Genomic DNA, 11,276 nt, shown 5'->3' with positions numbered 1-11,276 from the left:
CCTCAGGAGACCGCTGTCATCAGCAGGCCCCGAGGTCGCTCCAGACTCCCCACGCGCCGCTGGCGGCGGGGTCGTCGCCCTTGGTCCACCACTTGTTCTGGTAGTAGTGGCCCTTCCACGACACCTTGGTCGGCGTCGCGTAGGTGGTGGCCGCGTCCCAGCTCGGCGCAGCGGCGCAGGTGCCGGTGGTCGGGGTCACGGTCGGCGTGACGGTGGGCGTGACGGTCGGCGTCACCGTGGGGGTGACGGTCGGGGTCACGGTGGGCGTCACGGTCGGGGTGACCGTCGGCGTCACGGTGGGCGTCACGGTCGGGGTCGGCGTGCCGCCGTTCACCGCACCGCGGGTCAGGTCACCCTTGAGGCCGTACAGCGTGCCGCCCACGTTGACCGTCCAGTTGGACGGGGTCGAGACCGGCAGGTAGTAGGTGAAGTCCATGTCGATCGACGCACCCGGCGCCAGCGACTGCCAGCCCGGCAGCTTGACCGACACGCGGTTGTAGGTGCCCTTGAGGCCGCCCACGTTGCCCGACCCGGTGTGGTCCTGCTTGATGACCGTCAGGCCGAAGCCGGACTGGTCCTTGGCGTTGCCCGGGGCCGAGTTGCTGTAGTCGAACTGGAACTCGGTGCCGCCCGGCAGGGTCAGCGTCGAGTTGTTGACGATGTGGATCTTCGGGTTGATCGGGTAGTTCGAGTCACCCAGCGCGAAGTTGGTGAACGACACGTCGATCGGCAGGGTCTGCTGCGGCAGCGCCGTCGTCGAGCGGATCGCGCCGTACGGCGAGGCCGCCTTGAACTTGTCGTACATCAGCGAGGTGAGCGTGTTGCCCGGGACGTACTGGCCCTTGCCGCCGTTCGCGGCCGCGTCCCACTTGTAGTCGCCGGCCAGCTCCCAGATCATCGCGCCGCCGGCGCCCTGGTTGACGATGTAGTCGGCCTTGGCGCCCACCGACTGCTCGTCCTCGGTGGAGAGGAACACCTTCTTGGCGTCGTTCCACAGCCACGGCGCCACCAGGGCGGAGCTGTAGTTGCGGGCGTAGGTGCCCGTCAGCGCGGTGTCCTTCACGCCGTACTTGGAGAGGTAGTCGGGCAGGATGCCCTTCTCCAGGTTCTTGGCGTGCCACATCGGGTTCGACCCGGCCGGGGACTCCTTGCCCGCGTCGTCCTTGTCGTTCCAGATGTTGTCGATGCCGACCGCGCCGTCACCGCACGCGGTCAGGCCGGAGCCGACCGGGCAGGTGGTCGCCGAGGCGGTGCCCCAGAGGCCGTTGGTGCCGCCGACCACGTTCTTGAAACCGCGGGTGTAGTACGGCAGACCGACGTTGATCCGGCCGCCGGGCATCGCGCCGCGGAAGTAGTGGTACGACCAGTCGGTGTTGAGGTAACCGATGCCGCCGTACTGGCCGGTGCCGTAGACGTTGGCCGCCGCCAGCTCGCCGTCCTTGCCGTCGTCGAACAGCGAGGCGTTCGGGCCGACGTACTTGTTCCAGGCGCCGTGCAGGTCGTACGACATGATGTTGACGTAGTCCAGGTACTGCGCGATCTGGAACGTCTCCATGCCGCGCAGCAGGTAGCCGGACGACGGGGCCGCGACCGAGAGCAGGTAGTGCTTGCCGTCGGTGGCGCCCGCCCGGTCCAGCTTCTCGCGGAGCGTCTTCATCAGGGCGGCGTAGCCCTTGGCCAGCGAACCGCGCTTGCTGTTGGCGAGCTGCCAGTCCAGCGGGTTGCCCGCGTCCTTCATCGAGGTCGGGTACTCGTAGTCGACGTCGACGCCGTTGAAGCCGTACTTCTTGATGAAGTCGACGGCCGAGGTGGCGAAGGAGTCGATGCCCGCCTGGTTGACGCTGCCGTCCGGGTTGACGGTCATCGAGTAGAAGCCGCCGGAGTTGACGCGCTTGCCGTCGTCCCCGAAGTACCCGCCGGTCTCGGTCCAACCACCGACCGAGATCATGGTCTTGACGTTCGGGTACTGCTTCTTGTACTTCGTCAGCAGGTTGAAGTGACCCTTGTAGGGCAGCGACGGGTCCAGCTCCGCGCCGGGCACGCCGGGGAAGGAGATCCCGGTGGCCTCGTTCTTGTCGTTGTCCGTGCCGACCGACAGCTTGTTGTCGGAACCGACGTGGCCGAAGGCGTAGTTGAGGTGGGTGACCTTGTCCCAGGGGATGTCGCTCACCAGGTACGGCGGGGTGCCGTCCTTGCCAGTACGCCAGCCGGTGAAGTAGCCGATGATGCGGCGCTGGTGATCGGCGCCCATCTTCTCTCGGCCGTTGGTGTCGTAGACGCTGCAGTACGGAACGTCGACGCCGGGCGTGGCGTACTGACCGTCCGGACGACAGGCCGCGTTGTCGACGGTGGCGGACGCCTGGGAGGGCGCCGCGCCCAGCGTGGCCACCAGCAGGCCGGCCATGGCGGCGGCAGCCAGCGAGGCCAGGCCGGCGCGGGCCGCCGGGCTCGTGGAACGGCGAGCAGCGGTGGGACGCCGCTCAGCCGTGGATCGGATCAACACTCGGTCCTCCGGGCAGAGTGCCGGCGCGTGCCTGTGGGGGAGCACGCACAGTGGGGGAAAGCAGATTGGCGCTGAAGCTATGTGGTCTGAACCACATAGGTCAATAGGTCTGTACCAATTGGTAATCAATTCCCCAACATCGCCGGTCGAACGGCTGATTGTCGACGGTCAGCCAGGCCCCCCTCCGGACCACGTCCCGGATCGCCGCGGCGCTCACTCCTCCGCACGTCGGCGGCTGTGCCGGGCCACCCGCACCCGCGTCCCGCAGGACGTCGAACACCACGCCCGCCGCGCGTGCTGCTGCAGGAAGAAGAGGATGCAGCCCGGCGCCGGACACGCCTTCACCGACTCCCGCCGCTCCCCCGTCAGCAACTCCACCGACGCCTGCGCCACCCGCGCCAGCAGCACCCTCCCCCGCTCCCCCGCCAGACTCCGCGGCACCGCCCGCCCCACCGCCCCCGGCGGCAGCTCCGCCCACCCCGGAGCCGCCCGCAGCGCCTCGTTCACCACCGCGACGTCCGGCTCCGCCGCCGGCCCGCCCGCCACCACCGCGGTCAGCACCGCCCGCAACGCCCGCCGCAGCTCCCGGAAGGCCGCCAGCTCCGCCGGACCCAGCTCCCCGGCCGGCGCGCTCGCCGGATCCAGCCCGTCCGCATGCCGCTCCACCCAGGCCGCCAGATCCGCCGGCTCCACCAGCACGTCCACCATGTGGCCGCGCAGGCCGCCCCGAACGAAGGTGCTGTTCACCAGGTCCAGCGCCACGTGCTCACCGTCGACCGGCATCCCGTCGACCGCACCGTGCTCCACCACATCCCTGCCCATACCCATACCTAACGGTAACGCGGCTTGCCATCCGCTAGCCAAGCCGAGCAAACTAACGCTACAAGTCAATGACAAACGTTAGGAAGCCGCCGCCGTGCCCCTCCCCAGCCGAGCCCCCGCCCGCCCCGCCACCACCGCCGTCCTCGCCTCCACGGCCACCGCAGTCACCGCCCTGCTCCTCCTCGCCGCCCTCGGCACCCTCACCGAACACCCCCTGCTCATCCCACCCCTCGCCGCCTCCATGGCCCTCATCGCCGGCGCCCCCGACCTCCCCCTCGCCCAACCCCGCAGCGTCATCGGCGGCCAACTGCTCTCCGCCCTCACCGGCTACGCCGTCCTCGCCCTCACCACCCCCGCCTACTGGTCGGCCGCCATCGCCGGCGGCCTCGCCCTCGGCGTCATGACCCTCGCCCGCACCCCGCACTCCCCCGCCGCCGCGACCGCCGTCATCGTCACCCTCACCTCCCCGGACCCCCGCCACTTCCTCCCGCTCCTGGCCCTCGCCGCCGCCCTCCTCACCCTCACCGGCCTCGTCGCCGCCCGCCTCCGCAACCGCCGCTACCCCACGTACTGGTGGTGAGCCCGTGACCGGACGACCGGCCGGTCGTTCGCCCACACGGGGGACGGGCCCACACGCCCGAAGGGGAACACCATGCCGGTCACCAGATACACCCACGAGCTGCTCACGGACCTCGCGGCGACCGCCGCCTCACTCGACGAGATGCTGATCGCACTCGGCAAGGAGCCGAACAAGGACCGCCGCAAGTACCTGCGCCTCAAACTGACCGAGTTCGACGTCGACACGTCGCACTTCCGGCCGGCGGGAAGCGTCTACACCCGCGAACTCCTCGAAGAGGCCGTCGCCGTCTCGCAGAGCGTGGCGGGGGTGGTGCGCCACCTCCACCTGCGTCAGGCCGGGGGCACCCAGGCGCACATCGGCCGGCGGATCAGGGCCCTCGGCATCGACACCTCGCACTTCACCGGACAGGCGCACCACCGGGGCAGGCGCTCCCCGGCCAGGATCCCGCCCGAGCAACTCCTCGTGCAGCGCCCCCGGGAAGCCAAACGGCTGCCCGGTTCGCGCATCCGCCTGGCCCTGTCCGAGCTCGGCCGGCCGGAGTCGTGCACGGGCTGCGGCACCGGCCCCGTGTGGCAGGGGCGACCCCTCACGCTCGAAGTCGACCACATCAACGGCGACTGGTCCGACAACAGGCCGGAGAACCTCCGCCTGCTCTGCCCGAACTGCCATGCCGTCACCGACACTTACTGCGGACGGAACAAGAACCGGCGGGAGCGGCCCGCCGCACACCGCGACCGGGGCGGCATCCCGCCCGGGAATGTCGCTGTCCCCGCCCTCGACAAGCCCCTAGACTGAAGGCCTTGCGGCCTTGGCGTAATCGGCAGCCGCGCGGGTTTTAGGTGCCCGTGGGAGGAATCCCGTGAGGGTTCGAGTCCCTCAGGCCGCACTTGCCTTTGAAACGAAGGCCCGCCCCGGAGTGATCTCCGGGGCGGGCCTTCGCCGTTCCTGCGGTGCCGTCAGCCCAGCAGGTCCCGGACCACCGGGGCGAGGGCGCGGAAGGCGTGGCCGCGGTGGCTGATGGCGTTCTTCTCCGCCGGCGTCAGTTCGGCGCAGGTGCGGGTCTCGCCGAGCGGCTGGAGGATCGGGTCGTAGCCGAAGCCGCCGTCGCCGGACGGCTCGGTGCGGAGGGTGCCGAGGAGGCGGCCCTCGACGACCCGCTCGGTGCCGTCGGGGAGGGCGAGGGCGGCGGCGCAGAAGAAGTGGGCGCCGCGGTGGACCGCGTCGATGTCGGAGAGCTGGGCGAGCAGCAGGTCGAGGTTGGCGCGGTCGTCGCCGTGCTTGCCCGCCCAGCGGGCGGAGAAGATGCCGGGGGCGCCGTTGAGGACGTCGACGCAGAGGCCGGAGTCGTCGGCGACGGCGGGCAGGCCGGTGGCCTGCGCGAGGGCGTGGGCCTTGAGGAGCGCGTTCTCCGCGAAGGTGACGCCGGTCTCGCGGACGTCGGGGATCTCCGGGTAGGCGTCGGCGCCGACCAGTTCGACGTCCAGGCCGGCGCTGCCGAGGATGTCGCGGAGCTCCACGACCTTGTTCTGGTTACGGGTGGCGAGGATGAGTCGGGTGGTCATGAAACCACCCTAACCGGACGTCAGCCGGTGCAGACCTTGGTGAGGTTCGAGGCGGCGTCGCCGAGCGGCTTGAGGTCCGGCACCTGCTTGTTGTTGACGGCCTGCTGGACCTTGTCGACCTGGGTGGAGAGGTCGGTGATGGCCTGGGAGACGTCGGTGTCCTTGGAGTTCTTCCCGAGCTGGTCGAGGTCGTTCTTGAGCTTCTGCAGCGCCTGCCCGGCGGCGGCCGCGTCGTTGCTGGCGTTGCTGTAGGCGTTGCTGACCTCGGTGATGTCACCGGTGATCTTGACCGCGGTGTTGCCGCAGTCGAGCGCCTTCTGGGCGGCCGCGCAACTCACGGCGCTGAGCGGGAGGATGGCGATCAGGCCGGCCACGGCGAGCATGGTGGGGCGGGCGATGCTCTGGGGCATCCGGTCCTCCTCGGTGCGCGGGTTTCCGGAAGGGAAGGACGCGCGCCGAGGGTGCACGGTTCCCGCAACCGGGTGCTGCGGGAACCGTACGGGCTCCGGACCCGGCCTGTACAGCGACCGAGGCCGGAGCCCGGGGGTTTTGGGGAACCGAAGCGGAACCGAGACCTCAGCCTTCGAGGGAGCCGAGGGCCTTGCGCTGGATCTCGTCGAGTTCGGCGCAGCCGAGGGTGCCGAGGTCGAGGAGCCGGTCGAGCAGTGCGCGGTCGAACGGGGCGCCCTCGGCGGTGCCCTGGACCTCGACGAAGCGGCCGTCTGAGGTGCAGACGATGTTCATGTCGGTCTCGGCGCGGACGTCCTCCTCGTACGGGAGGTCGAGCATCGGGACGCCGTCGATGATGCCGACGCTGACGGCGCTGACGCCGCTGGTGATCGGCTGGCCCTTGGCGCGGAGGATCTTCTTGTCACGCGCCCAGGCGACGGCGTCGACGAGGGCGACGTAGGCGCCGGTGATCGCGGCGGTGCGGGTGCCCCCGTCGGCCTGGAGGACGTCGCAGTCGAGGACGATGGTGTTCTCGGCGAGCGCCCGGTGGTCGACGACGGCGCGCAGCGAGCGGCCGATGAGCCGGCTGATCTCGTGGGTGCGTCCGCCGAGCCGCCCCTTGACGGACTCCCGGTCGCCGCGGGTGTTGGTGGCGCGCGGGAGCATGGAGTACTCGGCGGTGACCCAGCCTTCGCCGCTGCCCTTGCGCCAGCGCGGGACGCCTTCGGTGACGCTGGCGGTGCACAGCACCTTGGTGTCGCCGTAGGAGATGAGGACGGAGCCTTCGGCGTGCTTGCTCCAGCCCCGTTCGATGGTGACGGGGCGGAGCTGGTCGGGGGTGCGGCCGTCGATGCGTGACATAGGCACCGAGCGTAGCCGGTTTCGGCGGGTGGTCCGGGTACGCCCCGTGGAGTCCCGGGTGCGCCCGGGGCGGGCGGTGGCCGGGGGGCGGGGCGGGCGGTGGCGGGGGTCCGAACGGGTGGTGGGGGCCGCCCGGAGGGGCGGTGGCGCCGTGCCCGTCCGGCCCGTGTCCGGGGTGCGTCCGGGCGGTGTCCCGGGGTGCGTCCGGGCCGCGTCCGGGTCCGGGCGTGCCTCGGCCCGCCGGCCACGGGGGCGGGCGGGCCGAGGGGTGGTGAGCCTGGTGGGCTCAGCTCACATCATGTCCTCGATGTCGGCGGCGATCGGGTCGGCGTCGGTGCCGATGACGACCTGGATCGCGGTGCCCATCTTGACGACGCCGTGGGCGCCGGCGGCCTTCAGCGCGGCCTCGTCGACGAGGGAGGCGTCCTTGACCTCGGTGCGCAGGCGGGTGATGCAGCCTTCGACCTCTTCGATGTTTTCGATGCCGCCGAGACCGGCGACGATCTTCTCAGCCTTGCTGGCCATTGCTTTCTCCCTCTGTCTCGGCCCGTCGGCTGCTCTGCCGGGTGCCGTCGTGCGCTGTGCTGCCGTCCCCGGCCGGAGGTCGGGGGGTGATGGGTCCGGTTCGGTGCTGACGCGAGGTCAGCCGACGGTCGTACCGCGTCATGCCGTGTCGTGCTGCCCGGCAGCGCGACCAGCATGACCCGATCCGGAGCGATATGCCACGTTAGTCCACTTTTGGCCCATTCCGGCGCGCATGCCCCGGACCGCCGTCCGAGGATGACGATCAGCGGGGTTCGTGCTCCCGGTGCTCGCGGCCTGCGTCCCGAAGTGGTCTACACCAATATATGTGTACTCCGATGAACGCAGGAAGAGCCCCGGGTGTTCCTGGCCCTGCCCGAAGGTCCCCCCGGGGGCCCGCGGCCGGCAACTGCTCTCGGAGGGCGAAGGATGAGTTCGGCAGGCGCCACAGCCCCGCAGACCGCGTGGTGGCACACCTTCTACGGCGGCCTCCAGAAGATGGGCCGCTCGCTCCAGCTCCCGGTCGCGGTGCTCCCGGCCGCCGGCATCCTCAACCGGCTCGGTCAGCCGGACGTCTTCGGCAAGGACGGCCTGGGCTGGGACAACGTCGCCAAGGTCTTCGCGGCGGCGGGCGGCGCGCTGCTGGACTCCTCGCTCGGTCTGCCGATGCTGTTCTGCATCGGCGTCGCGATCGGCATGGCGAAGAAGGCGGACGGCTCGACCGCGCTGGCGGCCGTGGTCGGCTTCCTCGTCTTCTACCAGGTCCTGCACGCCTTCCCGGAGGACTGCAAGCTGCCGACCGTGCTGGTCGGCAACCAGTGCGTGGACTTCACCTCCGCCAAGGCGGCCGCGGCGACCTACCAGAACCCGGGCGTGCTGGGCGGCATCCTGATCGGTCTGCTGTCGGCGTGGCTCTGGGTGCGTTTCCACCGCACCAGACTGGTGGACTGGCTGGGCTTCTTCAACGGGCGCCGCCTGGTGCCGATGATCACCGCCCTGGTCGGCATGGTGGTCGCCGTCATCGCGGTCTGGGCGTGGCCGCCGATCGGCCGGGCCTTCAACGACTTCAGCCAGACCCTCGCCGACCTGGACGCGTGGGGCGCGGGCATCTTCGGTCTCGCCAACCGCGCACTGCTGCTGATCGGCATGCACCAGTTGCTGAACACCTTCGTCTGGTTCCAGTTCGGCGACTTCACGAAACCGGACGGCGCCGTCGTCCACGGCGACATCCCGCGCTTCCTGGCCGGCGACCCCACGGCGGGCCAGTTCACCTCCGGTTTCTTCCCCATCATGATGTTCGCGCTGCCCGCCGCCGCCCTGGCGATGGCCCACGCGGCCAAACCGCACCGGCGCAAGGAGATCTACGGCCTGATGCTCTCGGTCGGCCTGACCTCCTTCGTCACCGGCGTGACCGAGCCGATCGAGTACTCCTTCGCCTACGTCGCCCCGGCGCTGTACGCGGTGCACGCGCTGCTGACGGGCGCGTCGATGGCCGTCACCTGGGGGCTGGGGGTACACGACGGGTTCAGCTTCTCGGCCGGCCTGATCGACTACGCGATCAACTGGAGCCTGGCCACCAAGCCCTGGATGATCATCCCGATCGGGCTCTGCTTCGCCGTCGTGTACTACGTGCTGTTCCGGTTCATCATCGTGAAATTCAACATGAAAACGCCCGGACGCGAGGACGACGACGAGGTCGAGGACGTGACCAAGGCATAAACCGAGCGTCACCACGAGCTATCCGATAAAGCCCCCGGACGACCGGTCCGGGGGCTTTCGGCTTATCCGGGGCGGGCCTTTGGTCCCGACACGAAACTCCGGACAATTCCGGGGCCGGAAATTCGGGGACAGGACCACGACCCCGACCGCGCCCGGCCTGCGCCCGGGCGGCACCCGGACAGCACCGGCGGGCACGGCGGGCGGGCGTCGACGGGCAACGGGGCCCGCACAGGAGGGCAACGGGTGGGCCGCAGGGGGACACCCGGCGGGCACGGCGCCCGCGGACCGCGGCCGGGGGGTCCGGGTGGGGGGAAGATCACAACCCGCCGAGAACCACCGCCGGGCAATCCGCCACCACCGCCGCCCTGCCGTTTCGCCTCCGGTTTCCCGCGCGAAGAGATCGCGGCGGCGGACCGGGGAGCAATCCCGACGACGATTACCGGGTGCCCGGCGAGGGGGGTACATGACACCGGCGCCCCGCAGGGCCGCGACCGTCCGGGGCGGGCCGGCTCGGGCCCGGCTCCCCCGGCCGCCGCGACCTCGGCCACATCCCCCGCCGTCCTCCGGCGGACCCTCGCCCGCCCTTCCCCCGCGTCCGGGGCCGTCCGGGGCTCCCGGGGGGGCCTCCCGTCCGGCCTCCGACGGCCCTGCGGGCCGGGCCTGCCGGGGGTCCCGGCTTTTTGTTGCGCAAATAGCCAAAATCCCAATCACCGCGGGTAATCATGATCGTCGATCCGCAAGTAGGTTTCGATTTCATAGCGCTTCCCATCAGCAGCGCTTTCGGGGGTTCCCCCCCTTCTCCACCCGTGCTACAAAACTGGTCTACACCACGTGTGGTGTAGACCAGTTCGCGGTTCGGCCCCCTGTGCCTGTCCCCCGACCGACCCGCCCTTGCCGTTAGGAACCCACCCCCATGAGTCAGTCTGCGCAGGCACCGGCGCCCGCCGCGGCTCCGGCCACGCCAAGCCCCACCAAGAAGTTCGGCCAGAACCTGATCCAGGGTCTGCAGAAGATCGGCCGCAGCCTGCAGCTGCCCATCGCCGTGCTCCCGGCCGCCGGTCTGCTCCTGCGCCTCGGCCAGGACGACGTCTTCGGCAAGGACGGCCTCGGCTGGGACAAGGTCGCCGCGGTGTTCGCCACCGCCGGCAACGGTGTCTTCGACAACCTGCCGCTGCTCTTCGCGGTGGGCATCGCCATCGGCTTCGCCAAGAAGGCCGACGGCTCGACCGCCCTCGCCGCCCTGGTCGGCTTCCTGGTCTACAAGAACGTGCTCACCGCGTTCCCGATCACCGAGGGCCACGTCACGGACGGCAAGTGGGTCGCCCCGACCTACCAGAACCCGGGTGTGCTCGGCGGTATCGTGATCGGTCTGCTCAGCGCCGTGCTGTGGCAGAAGTACCACCGCACCAAGCTGGTCGACTGGCTCGGCTTCTTCAACGGCCGCCGTCTCGTCCCGATCATCATGGCCTTCGTCGGCACCGCCGTCGGTGTCCTCTTCGCCCTGACCTGGGGCCCGATCGGCGACGCCATCAAGAGCCTGAACGACACCCTGATCGGGGCCGGCGCGCTCGGCGCAGGCGCCTTCGGCCTGGTCAACCGTGGTCTGCTGCCGGTCGGCATGCACCAGTTCGTGAACTCCTTCGCCTGGTTCCAGACCGGTGACTTCACCAAGCCCGACGGCACCGTCGTGCACGGCGACCTGACCCGCTTCTTCGCCGGCGACCCCACCGCCGGACAGTTCATGTCGGGCTTCTACCCGATCATGATGTTCGCGCTGCCCGCCGCCGCCTTCGCCATCGCCCACACCGCCAAGCCGCACCGCCGCAAGGCCGTCACCGGCATGATGCTGTCCCTGGCGCTGACCTCCTTCGTCACCGGTGTCACCGAGCCGATCGAGTTCTCCTTCGTCTTCATCGCCCCGCTGCTGTACGTCATCCACGCGCTCCTCACCGCCGTCTCGATGGCCCTCACCTGGGCGCTCGGGGTGCACGACGGCTTCACCTTCTCCGGCGGTCTGATCGACTACCTGCTCGCCTGGAACAAGGCCACCGACCCGTGGATGATCATCCCGCTCGGCCTGGCGTTCGCCGCCCTGTACTACTTCCTCTTCCGCTTCGCGATCGTCAAGTTCGACCTCAAGACCCCCGGTCGCGAGGACGACGACGAGATCGAGGACGTCACCAAGGCCTGACGCCGGGAACCACCTGACGCCGCTCACGGCCCCGCCCCGCCACCCGCTCCCCCGGGTGGCGGGGCG

At 70.3% G+C, this 11,276-nt stretch carries 10 protein-coding genes and 1 tRNA gene; 5 read left to right on the top strand and 6 right to left on the bottom strand.

Features of this window, described 5'->3' with window-relative positions; genetic code table 11:
* Positions 1-19: 19 nt before the first annotated feature.
* Together ACFWOG_RS35380 and ACFWOG_RS35375 are read right to left on the bottom strand one after the other, a co-directional pair.
* Positions 20-2,404 (bottom strand): chitinase C-terminal domain-containing protein, encoded by a 2,385-nt coding sequence (locus ACFWOG_RS35380; RefSeq protein WP_329952528.1) that lies wholly within the window; start codon positions 2,402-2,404, stop codon positions 20-22.
* 312 nt (positions 2,405-2,716) lie between these two features.
* Positions 2,717-3,325, bottom strand: coding sequence for a CGNR zinc finger domain-containing protein (locus tag ACFWOG_RS35375; RefSeq protein ID WP_380363399.1), 609 nt, complete (start codon positions 3,323-3,325; stop codon positions 2,717-2,719).
* A gap of 94 nt (positions 3,326-3,419) precedes the next feature.
* On the opposite strand from ACFWOG_RS35375, the gene ACFWOG_RS35370 reads away from it, so the two are divergent.
* The 3 genes from ACFWOG_RS35370 to ACFWOG_RS35360 all read left to right on the top strand — a co-directional run bounded on the left by ACFWOG_RS35370 (position 3,420) and on the right by ACFWOG_RS35360 (position 4,791).
* On the top strand, positions 3,420-3,905 hold the full coding sequence (locus ACFWOG_RS35370; RefSeq protein ID WP_355399178.1) for an HPP family protein: 486 nt from the start codon (positions 3,420-3,422) through the stop codon (positions 3,903-3,905).
* A 72-nt stretch (positions 3,906-3,977) separates the two neighbouring features.
* Positions 3,978-4,700: an HNH endonuclease signature motif containing protein gene (locus ACFWOG_RS35365; RefSeq protein WP_380363397.1), complete on the top strand. Its 723-nt coding sequence runs from the start codon at positions 3,978-3,980 to the stop codon at positions 4,698-4,700.
* Between the two features lie 7 nt (positions 4,701-4,707).
* Positions 4,708-4,791, top strand: a tRNA-Leu gene (locus ACFWOG_RS35360).
* Positions 4,792-4,861: 70 nt separating this feature from the next.
* On the opposite strand, the gene rdgB is transcribed toward ACFWOG_RS35360, so the two are convergent.
* From rdgB to ACFWOG_RS35340, 4 genes are all read right to left on the bottom strand, one after another.
* Positions 4,862-5,467, bottom strand: a complete 606-nt coding sequence (gene rdgB, locus ACFWOG_RS35355; protein ID WP_355399174.1) for an RdgB/HAM1 family non-canonical purine NTP pyrophosphatase — start codon at positions 5,465-5,467, stop codon at positions 4,862-4,864.
* 20 nt (positions 5,468-5,487) lie between these two features.
* Positions 5,488-5,877 (bottom strand): hypothetical protein, encoded by a 390-nt coding sequence (locus ACFWOG_RS35350; RefSeq protein ID WP_329883635.1) that lies wholly within the window; start codon positions 5,875-5,877, stop codon positions 5,488-5,490.
* 166 nt (positions 5,878-6,043) lie between these two features.
* Positions 6,044-6,778, bottom strand: a complete 735-nt coding sequence (rph, locus tag ACFWOG_RS35345) for a ribonuclease PH (RefSeq protein WP_329952478.1) — start codon at positions 6,776-6,778, stop codon at positions 6,044-6,046.
* A gap of 291 nt (positions 6,779-7,069) precedes the next feature.
* A complete protein-coding gene (locus tag ACFWOG_RS35340; protein WP_238862766.1) occupies positions 7,070-7,303 on the bottom strand; it encodes a glucose PTS transporter subunit EIIB in 234 nt (77 codons plus the stop codon).
* A 426-nt stretch (positions 7,304-7,729) separates the two neighbouring features.
* Here ACFWOG_RS35340 and ACFWOG_RS35335 point away from each other — a divergent pair, with 426 nt between their 5' ends.
* Together ACFWOG_RS35335 and ACFWOG_RS35330 are read left to right on the top strand one after the other, a co-directional pair.
* Entirely contained in the window at positions 7,730-9,019 is a 1,290-nt protein-coding gene (locus ACFWOG_RS35335; RefSeq protein ID WP_329952479.1) for a PTS transporter subunit EIIC, read from the top strand.
* Positions 9,020-9,932: 913 nt separating this feature from the next.
* Positions 9,933-11,210 (top strand): PTS transporter subunit EIIC, encoded by a 1,278-nt coding sequence (locus tag ACFWOG_RS35330; protein ID WP_329883631.1) that lies wholly within the window; start codon positions 9,933-9,935, stop codon positions 11,208-11,210.
* The last annotated feature ends 66 nt before the right edge of the window (positions 11,211-11,276 follow it).

The organism is Kitasatospora sp. NPDC058406 (assembly GCF_042722765.1).
Lineage (GTDB): Bacteria > Actinomycetota > Actinomycetes > Streptomycetales > Streptomycetaceae > Kitasatospora.
Note: the sequence above shows the minus strand (reverse complement) of the source record. Positions and strands in the feature narration are given on the sequence as shown.

Coding starts and splice junctions, on each gene's coding strand:
- ACFWOG_RS35380 (WP_329952528.1), bottom strand. CDS start 2,404: ATGGCCGGCCTGCTGGTGGCCACGCTGGGCGCGGCGCCCTCCCAGGCG.
- ACFWOG_RS35375 (WP_380363399.1), bottom strand. CDS start 3,325: ATGGGCAGGGATGTGGTGGAGCACGGTGCGGTCGACGGGATGCCGGTC.
- ACFWOG_RS35365 (WP_380363397.1), top strand. CDS start 3,978: ATGCCGGTCACCAGATACACCCACGAGCTGCTCACGGACCTCGCGGCG.
- rdgB (WP_355399174.1), bottom strand. CDS start 5,467: ATGACCACCCGACTCATCCTCGCCACCCGTAACCAGAACAAGGTCGTG.
- ACFWOG_RS35350 (WP_329883635.1), bottom strand. CDS start 5,877: ATGCCCCAGAGCATCGCCCGCCCCACCATGCTCGCCGTGGCCGGCCTG.
- rph (WP_329952478.1), bottom strand. CDS start 6,778: ATGTCACGCATCGACGGCCGCACCCCCGACCAGCTCCGCCCCGTCACC.
- ACFWOG_RS35340 (WP_238862766.1), bottom strand. CDS start 7,303: ATGGCCAGCAAGGCTGAGAAGATCGTCGCCGGTCTCGGCGGCATCGAA.
- ACFWOG_RS35335 (WP_329952479.1), top strand. CDS start 7,730: ATGAGTTCGGCAGGCGCCACAGCCCCGCAGACCGCGTGGTGGCACACC.
- ACFWOG_RS35330 (WP_329883631.1), top strand. CDS start 9,933: ATGAGTCAGTCTGCGCAGGCACCGGCGCCCGCCGCGGCTCCGGCCACG.